Origin of the sequence: Celeribacter sp. SCSIO 80788, assembly GCF_051054295.1 — a bacterium.
GTDB lineage: Bacteria > Pseudomonadota > Alphaproteobacteria > Rhodobacterales > Rhodobacteraceae > Celeribacter.
In genome coordinates, this window is record NZ_CP150482.1 from 1421352 (window position 1) to 1436174 (window position 14823).

The 14823-nt window shown below is 60.7% G+C and carries 15 protein-coding genes; 8 read left to right on the forward strand and 7 right to left on the reverse strand.

Going from position 1 to position 14823, the window contains the following annotated elements:
- Position 1: 1 nt before the first annotated feature.
- The 4 genes from V1471_RS07185 (at position 2) to V1471_RS07200 (ending at position 4799) form a co-directional block, all read left to right on the forward strand.
- The gene (locus V1471_RS07185) at positions 2–763 is read left to right on the forward strand and encodes an ABC transporter ATP-binding protein (RefSeq protein ID WP_434287665.1); all 762 of its coding nucleotides are present in this window, start codon (positions 2–4) and stop codon (positions 761–763) included.
- A 3-nt stretch (positions 764–766) separates the two neighbouring features.
- Complete coding sequence (locus V1471_RS07190) at positions 767–1516, forward strand: ABC transporter ATP-binding protein (RefSeq protein WP_434287666.1); 750 nt, start codon at positions 767–769, stop codon at positions 1514–1516.
- Between the two features lie 49 nt (positions 1517–1565).
- On the forward strand, positions 1566–3518 hold the full coding sequence (gene acs / locus V1471_RS07195; RefSeq protein WP_434287667.1) for an acetate--CoA ligase: 1953 nt from the start codon (positions 1566–1568) through the stop codon (positions 3516–3518).
- Between the two features lie 402 nt (positions 3519–3920).
- Positions 3921–4799, forward strand: coding sequence for a GNAT family N-acetyltransferase (locus V1471_RS07200; RefSeq protein ID WP_434287668.1), 879 nt, complete (start codon positions 3921–3923; stop codon positions 4797–4799).
- An 18-nt stretch (positions 4800–4817) separates the two neighbouring features.
- On the opposite strand, the gene V1471_RS07205 is transcribed toward V1471_RS07200, so the two are convergent.
- Complete coding sequence (locus tag V1471_RS07205; protein WP_096804581.1) at positions 4818–5141, reverse strand: DUF1992 domain-containing protein; 324 nt, start codon at positions 5139–5141, stop codon at positions 4818–4820.
- 82 nt (positions 5142–5223) lie between these two features.
- On the opposite strand from V1471_RS07205, the gene V1471_RS07210 reads away from it, so the two are divergent.
- Together V1471_RS07210 and V1471_RS07215 are read left to right on the forward strand one after the other, a co-directional pair.
- Positions 5224–5694: a MarR family winged helix-turn-helix transcriptional regulator gene (locus V1471_RS07210; protein WP_434287669.1), complete on the forward strand. Its 471-nt coding sequence runs from the start codon at positions 5224–5226 to the stop codon at positions 5692–5694.
- Between the two features lie 127 nt (positions 5695–5821).
- The gene (locus tag V1471_RS07215) at positions 5822–6457 is read left to right on the forward strand and encodes a PRC-barrel domain-containing protein (protein ID WP_434287670.1); all 636 of its coding nucleotides are present in this window, start codon (positions 5822–5824) and stop codon (positions 6455–6457) included.
- A gap of 79 nt (positions 6458–6536) precedes the next feature.
- Here V1471_RS07215 and V1471_RS07220 read toward each other — a convergent pair whose 3' ends face one another.
- From V1471_RS07220 to V1471_RS07245, 6 genes are all read right to left on the reverse strand, one after another.
- Positions 6537–7520: an ABC transporter substrate-binding protein gene (locus V1471_RS07220; RefSeq protein WP_434287671.1), complete on the reverse strand. Its 984-nt coding sequence runs from the start codon at positions 7518–7520 to the stop codon at positions 6537–6539.
- A gap of 68 nt (positions 7521–7588) precedes the next feature.
- On the reverse strand, positions 7589–8365 hold the full coding sequence (locus tag V1471_RS07225; RefSeq protein WP_434287672.1) for an ABC transporter permease: 777 nt from the start codon (positions 8363–8365) through the stop codon (positions 7589–7591).
- A complete protein-coding gene (locus V1471_RS07230) occupies positions 8362–9231 on the reverse strand; it encodes an ABC transporter permease (RefSeq protein WP_434287673.1) in 870 nt (289 codons plus the stop codon). The genes V1471_RS07225 and V1471_RS07230 overlap by 4 nt, the downstream gene beginning before the upstream one ends.
- A gap of 151 nt (positions 9232–9382) precedes the next feature.
- Positions 9383–10159 carry an ABC transporter ATP-binding protein gene (locus tag V1471_RS07235; RefSeq protein ID WP_434287674.1) on the reverse strand — a complete coding sequence of 259 codons (777 nt, stop codon included), beginning with the start codon at positions 10157–10159 and terminating at the stop codon, positions 9383–9385.
- A 107-nt stretch (positions 10160–10266) separates the two neighbouring features.
- Positions 10267–11718, reverse strand: a complete 1452-nt coding sequence (gene hydA, locus V1471_RS07240; protein ID WP_434287675.1) for a dihydropyrimidinase — start codon at positions 11716–11718, stop codon at positions 10267–10269.
- A 103-nt stretch (positions 11719–11821) separates the two neighbouring features.
- The gene (locus V1471_RS07245) at positions 11822–13072 is read right to left on the reverse strand and encodes a Zn-dependent hydrolase (protein WP_434287676.1); all 1251 of its coding nucleotides are present in this window, start codon (positions 13070–13072) and stop codon (positions 11822–11824) included.
- Between the two features lie 322 nt (positions 13073–13394).
- On the opposite strand from V1471_RS07245, the gene V1471_RS07250 reads away from it, so the two are divergent.
- The gene (locus V1471_RS07250; protein WP_434290890.1) at positions 13395–14009 is read left to right on the forward strand and encodes a TetR family transcriptional regulator C-terminal domain-containing protein; all 615 of its coding nucleotides are present in this window, start codon (positions 13395–13397) and stop codon (positions 14007–14009) included.
- A gap of 151 nt (positions 14010–14160) precedes the next feature.
- On the forward strand, positions 14161–14727 hold the full coding sequence (locus V1471_RS07255) for a hypothetical protein (RefSeq protein ID WP_434287677.1): 567 nt from the start codon (positions 14161–14163) through the stop codon (positions 14725–14727).
- Positions 14728–14823: the final 96 nt, after the last annotated feature.

Below are 14823 nucleotides of genomic sequence, written 5' to 3' on the forward strand. Positions count from 1 at the left end.
TATGGGAATTCTTGAAGTCAAAGGCGTCGGCAAGCGTTTCGGCGGCCTCCAGGCCCTCGGCAACGTCAACCTCTCGGTGCAGGAAAACACCGTCCATGCCATCATCGGCCCGAACGGTGCCGGGAAATCCACGCTCCTCAATTGCCTCGTCGGCAAGCTCATTCCGGACGAAGGCTCCGTCACCTTCGCGGGCACCTCTGTGTTGGGAAAGAAACCGCATGAGATCAATCAATTGGGCATCTCCCGCGTGTTCCAGACCCCGGAGATTTTCGGCGATCTCACGGTGATGGAGAACATGATGATCCCCTGTTTCGCCAAGCGCGACGGCGCGTTTCGCATGCACGCGATCGAGAGCATGGAGGCCGAGACCGAGCTGATCACCAAAGCCGAGGCGATGCTCGAAGACGTCGGCATGTTGGAGAAGCGCGAGATGATCGCCTCTTCCATGTCCCGCGGCGACAAACGGCGGTTGGAAATCGCCATGTGTCTGGTTCAGGAGCCGAAACTCCTTCTGCTCGACGAACCCACCGCCGGCATGGCCCGCGCCGACACCAACAATACCATCGCTCTCTTGAAGGAAATCAAAGAGAAACGCGACATCACCATCGCCATCATCGAGCACGACATGCATGTGGTCTTCTCGCTCGCCGACCGCATCACCGTTCTGGCCCAAGGCACGCCCCTCGTGGAAGACACGCCCGACATGATCAAGGGCAATCCCAAAGTCAAAGAAGCCTATTTGGGCGAAACGCAGCAGGTGTAAGACATGACTGAACAGTTCAATCCCAACGCCAACCACGCCCAGAACGCGCCCGCGTTTTTCTCCGCATGGGACGTGCATGCCTATTACGGCGAAAGCTACATCGTCCAAGGCGTCACCTTTAACATCCATGAGGGCGAAATCCTTGCCCTTCTGGGGCGTAACGGCGCGGGCAAGACCTCGACGCTGCGCACACTCGCGCGTCTCGACAGCCCGCAGGTCACCCATGGCGAGATCTGGCTCGACCACGAACGCCTGCACACCAAGACCTCCTATGAGGCCGCCGTGAAAGGCATCGCGCTGGTCCCCGAAGACCGCCGCATCATCCCCGGCCTTACCGTCGAGGAAAACCTGCAACTGGCGCAGATCGTCGAACCCGTCGGCTGGTCTCTGGACCGGCTCTACGATCTCTTCCCGCGTCTGCGCGAACGCCGCAAACAGGAGGGCGTCACCCTCTCGGGCGGCGAACAACAAATGCTCGCCATCGCCCGCGCTTTGGCCCGCGACATCAAAGTCCTGCTGCTTGATGAGCCTTACGAAGGCCTCGCCCCCGTCATCGTCGACGAAATCGAGAAAACCCTGCGCATCATCAAAGACCAAGGCATCACCACCGTCCTCGTCGAACAAAACGCCGTGCGCGCCCTCAATCTGGCCGACCGCGCCGTGATCCTCGACACCGGGCGGGTGGTTTATGATGGTAGCGCTAAAGAAGTGCTTGAGAATGAAGCGCTAAGAGCCGAATATCTCGCCATCTGATGACATGCCCCTCCCAAAGCGGCGAGGGCCAGCTTTGGGAGGAGCCATTATGACCGACATTTACCCGCCCTCTGAATCCTTCGCGTCCGACGCCCTGATCTCGACCACCGATTACGAGGAGCTTTACCGTCGCTCCGTCGAGGACCCGGTGAGTTTCTGGGCCGAGCAGGGCAAGATCCTCGACTGGATGGAACCCTACACCCAGGTCAAAAAGACCTGTTTCGACTTCGGTCGCGTCGACATCAAATGGTACGCCGACGGCGTCCTCAACGTCTCCGCCAACTGCATCGACCGCCATCTGGCGCGCAAATCCTTGCAGACCGCGATCATTTTCGAGCCCGACGATCCCAACGAGCCCGCCCGCCACATCACCTATAAGGAGCTCTCCGACAAGGTGAATCGCATGGCTAACGTGCTCCTGAGCCAAGGCGTCATGCGCGGCGACCGCGTCGTCATCTACCTGCCGATGATCCCCGAAGCGGCCTATGCCATGCTCGCCTGCGCCCGCATCGGTGCGATCCACTCCATTGTTTTCGCGGGATTTTCCCCCGACGCCCTCGCCAACCGCATCAACGATTGCGGCGCGAAGCTGGTCATCACCTCCGACACCGCGCCGCGCGGCGGTCGTCGCACGCCGCTCAAAGCCAACACCGACGCCGCCCTCCTGCACTGTTCCGACAAGGTCCGCTGCCTCGTCGTCAAACACACGGGCGATCAGATCTCCTGGGTGCAGGGCCGCGATGTCGACGTCAAATACCTGATGGAACACGCCTCCCCCGATTGCCCGCCGCGTCCGATGAACGCCGAAGACCCGCTCTTCATCCTCTACACCTCCGGCTCCACCGGCAAACCCAAAGGCGTCGTCCACAGCTCCGGCGGCTATCTCGCCTATGCCGCGCTGACGCACAAATACGTGTTCGACTACCACGACGGCGACGTCTTCTGGTGCACCGCCGATGTCGGCTGGGTCACCGGCCACAGCTACATCGTCTACGGGCCCCTCGCCAACGGCGCGACCACCGTCATGTTCGAAGGCGTGCCGACCTACCCCGACGCCGGCCGGTTCTGGGCCGTGTGCGAAAAGCACAAGGTCAACCAATTCTACACCGCGCCGACCGCGCTGCGCTCCCTCATGGGCCAAGGCAACGAATGGGTCGAGAAATACGACCTCTCCTCGCTCAAAGTGCTGGGCTCGGTCGGCGAACCGATCAACCCGGAGGCCTGGAACTGGTACAACGAGGTCGTCGGCAAGGGGAACTGCCCGATCGTCGACACCTGGTGGCAGACCGAGACCGGCGGCCATCTCTTGACCCCGCTGCCGGGCGCGATCCCGACCAAACCGGGCTCCGCCACCCTGCCCTTCTTCGGCGTGCAACCGGTCATCCTCGACGCCACCACCGGCGAGGAACTCAAGGAAACCGAGGCCGAGGGCGTCCTCTGCCTCAAGGACAGCTGGCCCGGCCAGATGCGCACCGTCTGGGGCGATCACGAGCGGTTCCAGGAGACCTATTTCCAGCAATACAAAGGCTATTACTTCTCCGGCGACGGCTGCCGCCGCGACGCCGATGGCTATTACTGGATCACCGGCCGCGTCGATGACGTGATCAACGTCTCGGGCCACCGCATGGGCACCGCCGAGGTCGAAAGCGCCCTCGTCGCCCACGCCAAAGTCGCCGAAGCGGCCGTCGTCGGCATGCCGCATGAGCTCAAGGGTCAGGGCATCTACGCCTATGTCACGCTCATGAACGACGTGGAGCCCTCCGACGCGCTGCGGGCGGAGCTGGAGAAATGGGTCCGCACCGAAATCGGCCCGATCGCCAAACCGGACTTCATCCAATGGGCGCCAGGCCTGCCGAAAACCCGCTCCGGCAAAATCATGCGCCGCATCCTGCGCAAAATCGCCGAGAACGACACAAGCAGCCTCGGTGACATCTCGACTCTCGCTGAACCCCAGGTCGTCGAGGAACTCATTCAGAATTCGCTCTATCACCTCAAGAAGTGAGGATGTACGAAACCGCAATAGAGTTCACATCACGAACAACCCCCGAAAAATCGCAAAGGTCGCCCACTCGGGCGGCCTTTCTTTTTGCAAAACCGCCAGAGCCTCAGCACCGCAGCACCTGATGCCATTCCGCCCGCAGCCCCGCTTGCGGGACACTATGCCAAACCAGCGTCAAAACTGCCGCCGCGCTCAGGTCTTTCGGAAATTTATGACACTGCATGGCAGCCTCTCCTGTTTCAGACCACCAATGTCGCCCCTAAACCCCTTCCAAACGCTTAATTCCCGGGCTTGCCCCTGCGATATTTCATTAAAATTGTCGCAATCCCGGCTTCTCCACAAAAAAGCGCCCTCACCGAACGCAACCTCCACAGAATCTTAACCTTGTTCGGCCCAGCATCCGACATGGACACACGCGAGATCACAGATGAGACCCATTGGGAGGAGCTGGCCGATACGGTCGATGCGCCGCTGTCGCAGCGCTGGCTCTATGGCGAGGCCGCGAAACGCATCGGGCGCGATGCCCGCCGCTTTGTCATCTCTGACCGTCGCACGCCTCTCGCTCTGGCGCAGGTGCTCTTGCGTCCGCTCTTGGGCACAGAGATCAGTGTGGCGCTCCGCGGCCCGCTGTTTCTCAACGCCGCGCCCGACAAAGCGGTTGAACGCGCCGTGGTCCAGAGCCTGCGCGCCGCCCTGCCCTTTGGCCTCAAACTCATGAGCCCGGACAGTCGCCTGCCAGGTACATTGGGCCGTCTCGGCCTTTCTTCCCCGCCCGAAGTGGTGGAACTGGACCTGCGCCCACCGCTCTCCGACATGCGCCTCGGCCTCAATGGAAAATGGCGCAACGCCCTGAAAAAAGCCGAAAAATCAGACCTGCATGTGACCCGTCTCGCGCCTTCGCCCTCGGTCTTGCGGCCCTATCTCCTGTTGGAAAAACACCAACAGGCGCAGCGGCATTACCGCGGCCTGCCGCCCGAATTCGCCCTCGCTCTGCAAGATGTCGCGCCGAAATCCCTGCGGTTGTTCGAAGTGGACGACGCCTTCATGCTGTTCATCCTGCACGGCACCTCGGCCACCTATCAGATCGGTCATACCGGCCCGCGCGGCCGCGCGGTGAACGCCCACAATCTGATCCTTTGGGAGGCGATCAAGCGGCTGAAACTCGAAGGCGTGCGCAAGCTCGATCTCGGAATGATCGACACAAGGCGCGCGCCCGATCTCGCCCGGTTCAAGCTGCGCACCGGGGCCACCGCCCGCGTCCTCTCCCCCGCCGCACTGATGTGATCCCCCTCAGCCCAGCTCTCAATCCCCTGTCCGGTAATATTTCCGCCGTGCTTCCACCTCGATGTCGAGCCGGAGCTGCACCTGCGCAATCTGCCGGATCAGCGCCTTACGGGCCTCCGCCTCCACCGTCTCCTTCAACTGCGCGTTCAACGCCTCGATCTCTTTGCGCATCTCGAATTCGCGCGGCACCACGCCCGCCTCCGCCATGATGCGAAACCCCGCCGCGTCCGTGTCATTGCCGCTGCGGGTGTTGAGCGGCTTGCCCGCCCCTTTCAGATTGTCGAGTTGCCCCTCGGCCTGCGCCTTGAGGATCTGTCGTTCACTGAGAGAAGACCATTTCATCGCGCATCCTTTCGGTTTGATTCGTCAACTTAGTTGACAATATAGGCCGCCTGCCGCACAACCGCAAGAAAAGGACGACGCGATGACCGAAATGACAGACATGACCGAGACGAGCCTCACCGATCAGCTTTACGCCGGCATTCAACTGACCCGACCGCTCCTGCGCAACATCACCGCGCGGGTCGAGCATGACCTCGCGGGCACCGGCATCACCGTCGGCCAGCGCGCCATCCTGGAGGCGCTGCTCACGCTCGGGGAGGCCACCGCACCGCAGATCACCGCGCATCTCGATGTGACGCGGCAATTCGTCGGGCGCGAGATCAAGATTTTGCATGAGGAGGGCAAGCTCGTAAGCGTCGACAACCCGCGCCACCGTGCCTCGAAACTCTACCGTCTCTCGGAGGAGGCCCGCGCCATCATCACCGCCATCCGCGCCCGCGAAGCCCGCGAGATCGAAGCCTTTTCCAAGAGCTTTACGTCCGAGGAAATCCGGGGGTTCTACAAGATCCTCGCCACGCTCAACCGGGAATTTTCCAAAATAAAATCCGAATAAACCATTGTAAAAAAATGGGTAATTTTAATCCCCTGCCGAATTTTCTGAATTTTTCCGGAACCCTGCGCGCGTCTCGTTCATTGTCTCTGCATACCGCATGCCAACGCATGACTGAGAGGAGAACACGATGAAAACCCTGACGCACAAACTGATGACCACCGCCGCCGCGATCACCCTTCTGGCCACCCCGGCCCTTGCCGAGATGACCAGCCAGACCGAAGCCGAGGTCACTTCCGATGGTGTGGTGATCGAACAGAGCACAGAGGCCGAAACCAGCATCGGCACCGAGATCGAGAACGGCGTGAACACCGCCGAAGAGACCGGGGCCGAGCTTTGGCAGGAAACCAAGGACGGTGCCTCCGAGATGGCCGACGCCACGAGCGAAGCCGCGTCTGACGCCTGGGATGCCACCAAATCCGGCGCCAAGAAACTCGCCGATGCGCTCGCAACCTTCGGCAATGAGACCGTGACCGAGATCACCGGCACCAAGGTTCTGTCGCAGGACGGCAATGACATCGGCGAGATCGACGCCATCGTCACCGCCGAGGGCGGCACCATGGCCGTCGTGGGCATGGGCGGCTTCCTCGGCATCGGCGAACATGACGTGCTTGTCCCGGTCGATGAATTCTCCGTGGTCGACGACACCACCGTGATGATCGAAGGCGCGACCGAGGCCGAGCTCGAGGCCATGCCGGATGTCGATGTCTCCGCCTACACCGAAGTGGAGGGCGACATGACCCTCGAACAGGCGATGCAATCGTAAATTGACCCTTTCGCCGAAAGGCGAAAACCCCGCCCGGACGGTCCTCCGGGCGGGGTCTTTTTGTCAGAATGTCAAAGACTTACTGAAGCGCAGCGTCGGTAATCTCAAGCGTATAGGCCCCTTCCGGCGCCTTGGTGATCACCGGATCGGAGCCGCCGGACAGAAGCGACGCCACGGTGCGCTCGTAATCGGCCACGTCCAGCGCGCCGTTCGAACCTGCGGTCAGTTTCGCCACTTCGGACATCATGCGCACTTGGTGCTCCATCGTCTGCGCGCCGGTTTCGTCGTACTCAAGCACGATCTCGGCGGCCTCTTCCGGGTTCTCCTCGGCGTATTTCCAGCCCTCCATGGAAGCCTTCACGAAACGCACCATCTTCTCCTTGAACGCCTCGTCGGACAGGTTCTCTTCGAGCACGTAAAGACCGTCTTCCAGCGTCGCCACGCCCTGATCTTCATACTTGAAGGTGATGAGATCGTCGGCGGAAATGCCCGCGTCGATCACCTGCCAGTATTCGTTATAGGTCATGGTGGAGATACAAGCGGCTTGCTTTTGCAACAGCGGATCGACGTTGAAGCCCTGCTTCAGAACCGTCACGCCACCCTCGGAGCCATCGGTCGGAATGCCCAGTTTGCCCATCCAGGACAGGAACGGATATTCGTTGCCGTAGAACCAGACGCCCAGCGTCTTGCCCGGGAAATCTTCCGGGCCGGTGATGCCGGTGTCCTTGAGACAGGTCAGCATCATGCCGGAGGATTTGAACGGCTGCGCGATGTTCACCACCGGTGCGCCGTTTTCACGCGCGGCCAGAGCGGAGGGCATCCAGTCGACCATGACATCGGCGCCACCGCCCAAAAGAACCTGCACCGGGGCCACATCGGGGCCGCCCGGTTTGATCGTCACGTTCAGATCGGCTTCTTCATAAAAGCCTTTCTCAAGCGCCACATAGTAGCCCGCGAACTGGGCCTGCGTGACCCATTTGAGCTGAAGAGTCACATCGTCGGCGGCAAAAGCACCGGTCGCCATCGCGGCGAGAGCGGCAGCGCTCGTCAGGAGTTTCTTCATCGTCTTACAACCTCCAAGTTGTGTCTTCGGCCGAGGTATTCCCCCCCGTGCCTTTCGTTAGCGCGAGTTCACCCGCGTTGTGAGGGGTGCCAGAAGGTCACCCGTTTTTCGATGGCCGTCACGAGGCCGTAAAGCGCCGTGCCGGTCACTGCGGACACCACAATCTCAGCCCAAACCATATCCGTTGCCAAGCGTCCCATCTCTGTCGTGATGCGAAAGCCCATGCCCCGGATCGGAGAGCCGAAATATTCAGCAACAATCGCCCCGATCAGCGCCAGCGAGGTGGCGATTTTCAAGCCGTTGAACAGGAACGGCAAGGCCGCAGGGCCGCGCAGTTTGTGAAGCGTCTGCGCATGCGAGGCAGCATAGGTCCGCATCAGATCGCGCTGCATCGGATCGACCGCCGCAAGCCCGCCCAGAATGTTCACCAGCATCGGGAAAAACACCATCACGGCCACCACCGCCGCCTTGGATTGCCAATCGAACCCGAACCACATCACCATGATGGGCGCGAGGCCCACGATCGGCAAAGCGGCAAAGAAATTCGCCACCGGCATCAGCCCGCGTTTCAGAAAATCGAACCGGTCGATGATCAGCGCAAGGATCAGCGCCGCCAATGTCCCCATCCAAAGCCCGTTCAGCGCGCCCTTGACCACCGTCTGCACCCAGTCCTCCCAGAGGATCGGCAAAGACCCGGCCATGGCCGCGAAAATCGCCGTCGGCGGCGGCAGGATGGCGGGGGAGACGCCAAACACCCGCACGATGACTTCCCAAAGCACCAGCACCAAAATCCCAAAGCCCAAGGGCCATACGAGTTTCTCGAATGTCGTGTCCGGTCGGCTCATACCGCACGCCCTCCCATCATGTAGCGTGCGAGTTTTTCAAACCCGCCGACGAGGAAAATCAGGATCGCCGCCAAAATCGCCGCCGCGAACAGCGCCGCCCACATGATCATCGGTTCGCCGAATTGCGACCCGATCAGCATCCGCGCGCCAAGCCCCGCGATGGCCGAGGTCGACAGCTCCGCCACCACGGCACCGACGAAAGCGGCGGCCACGGAGACTTTCAGCGAGGCGAAGAAATACGGCATCGACGACGGCAGGCGCAGTTTCCAGAACACTTCGCTCTGGCTCGCGCCATAGGTCTTGAGCAAATCGAGCTGCATGTGATCCGGGCTCGACAGGCCCTTCACCATGGACACCATGACCGGGTAGAAACTCAGGTAGGCCGCGATGATCGCTTTGGGCACCATCAGCGTGCCGGTCCCCGCCGCGTTCGACAAGACGACGATGATCGGCGCCAGCGCCACAATCGGAACGGTCTGCGAGATGATCGCCCAAGGCATAAGCGTCAGCCGCCCCACCCGGCTCAGCACGATGATCGTCGCAAAGCCGATGCCGATCACGATCCCAAAGCCAAAGCCCAAAAGCGTGGTCTTGAGCGTAATGGACCCCTGATAGACCATCGAGCGTTTCGAGGTGATCTTTTTCTGAACCGTGGTGTCCCAAAGCTCCGCCACGATCTGATGCGGCGCGGGCAAAAGCGGGCGTTTCTGCGCCATGGTGTCGGTGATCAGATCGGAAAACGTCACTTCGGTCCCGGCGCGCTCGGCCTGATCATAGGTCCATGTGCTGTTCATTTTGAACGCGGCGGCATACCAGACCACGATCAAAACGGCGAGGACGGTGAGAACGGGGACGATCTTGTTCATGCCGCCCCCTTCTCAAAGGGACGCTGTCCCTCGTGCAAAACGAAGCCTCGTTTCGAACTCACCCCGAGATCTTTTCGGGCACACGAAGGCCCGACAGAAGTCCGACAGAAGTCCGACGCTTTGCCGACAGTGGTTTTGCGCCAGCTCCCGGTCATTCCGCATGCCCCGCTCTGAGGCCCTCACGCACCCGGTGGGCGATCTTGATGAACTCTTCGCTGTCGCGAATTTCCAGCGGCCGCTCTTTCGGCAGGGTGCTCTCGATGACATCGGTGATCCGTCCGGGGCGCGGCGACATCACCACGATTTTCGTCGACAGGTACACCGCCTCGGGGATCGAGTGGGTGACAAAGCCGATGGTCTTGTTGGTCGCCGCCCAAAGCTTCAGAACCTCTTCGTTGAGCTTGTCGCGAACGATCTCGTCCAAAGCGCCAAAGGGTTCATCCATAAGGAGAATTTCGGCATCGAAGGCCAGCGCGCGGGCAATCGAGGCGCGTTGCTGCATCCCACCCGAAAGCTGCCATGGATATTTCTTGCCAAAGCCCTTGAGGTCCACCAGATCGAGCACCTTCTCGACACGGGCCGGAATATCGGGCTTCGGGAAATCCATGATCTCAAGCGGCAGGCGGATATTGCCCGCAATCGTGCGCCAGGGATACAGCCCCGCCGCCTGAAAGACATAGCCGTAAGACCTTGATTTCCGGGCCTCATCCGGGCTTAACCCATTGACGGTCAGGGTACCGCCCGTGGGCGTCTCAAGCCCCGCGATACAGCGCAGGAACGTCGTCTTGCCGCAGCCCGACGGCCCGATGAAGGAGACAAAATCCCCCTTGTCGATCTGGAGGTTCACGTCTTTGAGCGCATGCACCGGCCCGTCGTTCGTCTGGAACGTCAGGTCCACCCCCTGCGCGTCGATCACTGGCTTTTTCATATGGCTTATGTCTTTGTTCTTGCCGGATTACCCCGGCCTATCCCCTTGTCAGGCGGGCCGTTTCCCCGGCCCTGCCCAGTCTTCTTATAGGGCTTAATCCCCTGTCCTCAAACGCCCGTCACCGGAATGCCGGCCCGCACCACCGGACGCGGCGCGGTCAGTTCTTTCCATTTGGACAGCGCGGTGTTCACCGTCGCGTTCGGATCGCGGGCGACGAATTCGCCATGCCCCTCTTTCGCAACCAATTCGCCTTTATCGACAGCCACATAGCCGCGGCTCAAAACGTAACGCGGCAGCGCCGTGACCTCAATCCCTTCAAAGACGTTATAGTCGATGGAGGAAGCCTGTGTCTCGGCCTTGATGGTTTTCGACATCGACGGGTCCATCACGATCAGATCGGCATCCGCACCGACCAGAACCGCGCCTTTCTGCGGGTAGCAGTTGAGGATTTTCGCGATATTCGTGGAGGTTACGGCGACGAATTCATTCATCGTGATGCGGCCCGTCTCGACCCCGTAGGTCCACAGAACCGGCAAACGATCCTCAAGCCCGCCCGTGCCGTTCGGAATTTTCGAGAAATCGCCAACGCCGTAGCGTTTCTGCTCGGTCGTAAAGGCACAGTGATCGGTCGCGACACAGGAAAGCGTCCCCGATGCCAGACCCGCCCAAAGGCTGTCCTGATGCTTTTTGTTGCGGAACGGCGGCGACATCACCCGGCGCGCGGCATGATCCCAGTCCTCGTTGAAATACTCGCTTTCATCAAGGACGAGGTGCTGTATCAACGGCTCGCCCCAAACGCGTTTGCCGTTCATCTTCGCCCGCCGGATCGCCTCATGCGCCTCTTCGCAGGAGGTATGCACCACATAAAGCGGCGCGCCCGCCATATCGGCGATCATGATGGCGCGGTTGGTGGCCTCCCCCTCGACTTGGCTCGGGCGCGAATAGGCATGCGCTTCCGGCCCGGTGTTGCCTTCGGCCAGAAGTTTCGCAGTCATTTCAGCGACAAGATCGCCATTTTCGGCATGGACCAAAGGCGTCGCCCCCAGTTCGGCACAGCGTTTGAAAGAGGCGAACATCTCGTCATCGTTCACCATCAAAGAGCCCTTATAGGCCATGAAATGCTTGAACGTATTGATGCCCTTCTCGGTCACGGTCTTCATCTCGTCAAAGACCTGCTCGCCCCACCATGTGATCGCCATGTGGAAGGAATAATCGCAACAGGCGCGCGCCGATTTGTTGTCCCAAACCTTGATCGCATCCAACAGAGACTGCCCCGGATCGGGCAGCGCGAAATCGACGACCATGGTGGTGCCGCCCGCCAGAGCCGCGCGGGTGCCTGCGTAGAAATCGTCGGAGGAATGCGTGCCCATGAAAGGCATCTCAAGGTGCGTGTGCGGATCGATCCCGCCCGGCATCACATAGCAGCCTTCCGCGTCGAGAATTTCGTCGCCCGTCAGGTCTGGCCCGATCTCGACAATCTTGCCGCCTTCGATTTTCACGTCTGCCTTATAGGTCAGATCGGCGGTCACAACCGTACCGCCCTTGATCACCTTGCTCATAACTCTCTCCTTGTCGGTCCGGCGGTGCCTTCGCAAGCGCCCTGCCTTCTTTTGTCTGAAAATATCCCGGGGAGCGCGAGGGGCTGGCCCCTCGCCCTTTCTCTCACTCGACGATCTCAGCGGTTTCAAGCACCGCATGCAACAGCACATCGGTCCCCGCCGCGGCCCAGTCCGGGCTGATGTCTTCGGCCTCGTTGTGCGACAGACCGTCGACACAGGGGCACATGATCATCGTCGTCGGCGCCACCGCGGCGGCCCAGCAGGCGTCGTGACCGGCGCCCGAAACGATGTCCATATGCGAATAGCCCAGCGTTTCCGCCGCCTTGCGCACATTCGCCACCAGTTCAGGCGTAAAGGTCACCGGGTCGAAATGGCCGACGGGTTCCACAGAACAGCCCACCCCGATCTCATCGCAAATCTTCGCCGCGCGCTCTTCGATAATGGCGCGCATCTTGTTCAGTTTCTCAAGGTTCGGCGTCCGAATGTCGACCGTGAACACCACCGTCCCCGGCAGCACGTTGCGTGAGTTCGGCGAAAATTTCACCTGACCGACACCGCCCACGGCATTGGGTTGGTGGTCCATCGCCACCTCCTGCACCATTTCCAGGATGCGCCCGAACGCGAGCCCTGCGTTGGTGCGCATCGCCATCGGAGTGGACCCCGTGTGCGCCTCTTTGCCCGTCAAAGTGAATTCAAGCCACCACAGGCCCTGACAATGGGTCACCACGCCGATGTCCTTGCCCTCGGCCTCCAAAATCGGCCCCTGTTCGATGTGCAACTCGTAATAGGCATGCATCTTGCGCGCGCCGACCTCTTCGTCGCCTTTCCAGCCGATCCGCGCGAGCTCCTCGCCATAGGTCTTGCCTTCGAGATCGGTGCGCCCGTAGGCATACTCCATCGTATGCTTTCCGGCGAACACGCCCGAGGCCAGCATGGCGGGCGCAAACCGCGCACCCTCTTCGTTGGCCCAGTTGGTGACCACGATCGGGTGTTTCGTCTTGATGCCGAGATCGTTCATCGTCCGCACGGCCTCGAGCGCGCCCAGCACCCCCAGAACCCCGTCGTATTTTCCACCCGTGGGCTGGGTGTCGAGGTGCGAGCCGACATAGACCGGCAGCGCCTCGGGGTCGGTGCCTTCGCGGGTCATGAACATCGTGCCCATGGCATCGACGCCCATCGTCATTCCCGCCGCTTCGCACCACGATTGAAACAGCTTGCGCCCCTCGGCATCTTCGTCGGTCAGCGTCTGGCGGTTGCAGCCGCCCGCGATGCCGGGCCCGATCTTCGCCATCTCCATCAACGTGTCCCAAAGACGTTCGGAGTTGATCTTGAGGTTTTCACCAGCGGCGGCCATGGGATGTCCTTTCAAATGTCTCATCTCGTGTCTGCGGGGGCGGCCTTACTGGCCGGGGGGATGACGGGAGGCAAACGCGTCTGTCTTCGTCGCGTCCATGCTCATCCTGTCCTGCCTCCTGCCCTGCAGGTTTGACCATTTGGTCAAGGGAACCCTAGCAGCCTCCGACGAAGATACAAAACCATGCACTTGCCGAAAAACCATGCAAATAGGGCCTAAGTGCGGTTTTAAGGCGATTCCCCCTTATGTTTGGCGCTTTTTTTAGCAAACAATAGGCGGTAAACGACTGCAAATTGGGGATGGAATGGGAATCGAACGCCAGATGCCGGGACGACAACCACGGACAAGAATCCAGAAAAAGAACACAGAAACCATTCTGGAAGCAGCTTTGGACGTGTTTTCCCAGCACGGGTTTCGCGGCTCGACGCTGGATCAGATTGCCAAGGCGGCGGGGCTCTCGAAACCCAATCTTCTGTATTATTTCCCTTCGAAAGTGGCGATTCACCGCGAGCTGATCGACGGTTTGATGCAAACCTGGCTCGATCCATTGCGTAAAATGCAGGCAGAGGGTGAGCCGATCGAAGAGATCCTTGCCTATGTTTTGCGCAAACTTGAAATGGCCCGGGAATACCCGCGCGAGAGCCGCCTCTTTGCCAATGAGATCGTACAGGGCGCGCCCAATATCATGGACAAGATCGAGGGCGAGCTGAAGGATCTGGTCGATGAAAAGACCAAGGTGATAGAGAGCTGGATCGCAGCCGGGAGCATCGCCCCGGTCGATCCCTATCACCTGATTTTCTCGATCTGGGCCACCACCCAGCATTACGCCGATTTCGACGCCCAGATCCGCGGCATCCTGCACCCGGAGGGCGACAGCCATTTCGAAGCCGCCCGCGCCCATCTCGACACGCTGTTCCGCCGGATGCTCACGCCTTAATCCCCTGTTCAGGAAGTCGCGGGGCACACGCCGCGCGCATCCTTAACCCCATTAACCAAAAGTAAAAATTCCCGTGGGTATTAACCCTTGAGATACCATACCGCTTTATAAAGAAGGATGGTGGGGGCTCCTGAAAAGAAGGAGCACGAGCATGACCAATGTAATGGGCGTGCCGGCTTTCGGCGGGGGCGGTTTTGCCTTTCGGCAACCTCCCGATCCACCGGAGCCAGCCGTGCCACAAGTCGCGGGAACCGCACTTAACGGAACGGCAACTTATACGAAAGGGAACGAGCTTCCCGGCCAGAACGGCACAGATGTCACCTACGACGACACAACCGGAACGTCTCAGACGGATGCGGTAAACGGCGCGGTTTCCGACACGGTCGCAAGCCGCTTTACTCTCGGGGAAGACCTGCCGGAGGATATTCTTGTCGGTCCGACACCGGCGTTTCAGGCTTCGGTTCTCGAGGTCGAACTCGACCTGCGCAATGCGCTGGCCGAAATTGCCGCGAAACGCAGTCAAACGACGGACGAGGCCGCGATTGCCCCGGCAACGACCACGCCGACGACCACGGGTGCGGATCGGGCCTCAGTTCAGGCCCGCGACCTCGCGCAAGACACGCAAACCGCCCTGACGGCCACGCCGTCCGAGGCGCAGGACCCCGAGGCCCGTCATTCCGGCCCCGCTGCGGTCCTGCGGACACCCTACGACGGGTGACCCCGATCACGCGTCAGGATGGCGCGGATTACAAAGACAACCGAACATGAGCACCAGGGGCCCACGGTTCGCTGACCGGCCTGCTGCGTCAAAAAG

Coding starts and splice junctions, on each gene's coding strand:
- V1471_RS07185 (WP_434287665.1), top strand. CDS start 2: ATGGGAATTCTTGAAGTCAAAGGCGTCGGCAAGCGTTTCGGCGGCCTC.
- V1471_RS07190 (WP_434287666.1), top strand. CDS start 767: ATGACTGAACAGTTCAATCCCAACGCCAACCACGCCCAGAACGCGCCC.
- acs (WP_434287667.1), top strand. CDS start 1,566: ATGACCGACATTTACCCGCCCTCTGAATCCTTCGCGTCCGACGCCCTG.
- V1471_RS07200 (WP_434287668.1), top strand. CDS start 3,921: ATGGACACACGCGAGATCACAGATGAGACCCATTGGGAGGAGCTGGCC.
- V1471_RS07205 (WP_096804581.1), bottom strand. CDS start 5,141: ATGAAATGGTCTTCTCTCAGTGAACGACAGATCCTCAAGGCGCAGGCC.
- V1471_RS07210 (WP_434287669.1), top strand. CDS start 5,224: ATGACCGAAATGACAGACATGACCGAGACGAGCCTCACCGATCAGCTT.
- V1471_RS07215 (WP_434287670.1), top strand. CDS start 5,822: ATGAAAACCCTGACGCACAAACTGATGACCACCGCCGCCGCGATCACC.
- V1471_RS07220 (WP_434287671.1), bottom strand. CDS start 7,520: ATGAAGAAACTCCTGACGAGCGCTGCCGCTCTCGCCGCGATGGCGACC.
- V1471_RS07225 (WP_434287672.1), bottom strand. CDS start 8,365: ATGAGCCGACCGGACACGACATTCGAGAAACTCGTATGGCCCTTGGGC.
- V1471_RS07230 (WP_434287673.1), bottom strand. CDS start 9,231: ATGAACAAGATCGTCCCCGTTCTCACCGTCCTCGCCGTTTTGATCGTG.
- V1471_RS07235 (WP_434287674.1), bottom strand. CDS start 10,159: ATGAAAAAGCCAGTGATCGACGCGCAGGGGGTGGACCTGACGTTCCAG.
- hydA (WP_434287675.1), bottom strand. CDS start 11,718: ATGAGCAAGGTGATCAAGGGCGGTACGGTTGTGACCGCCGATCTGACC.
- V1471_RS07245 (WP_434287676.1), bottom strand. CDS start 13,072: ATGGCCGCCGCTGGTGAAAACCTCAAGATCAACTCCGAACGTCTTTGG.
- V1471_RS07250 (WP_434290890.1), top strand. CDS start 13,395: ATGCCGGGACGACAACCACGGACAAGAATCCAGAAAAAGAACACAGAA.
- V1471_RS07255 (WP_434287677.1), top strand. CDS start 14,161: ATGACCAATGTAATGGGCGTGCCGGCTTTCGGCGGGGGCGGTTTTGCC.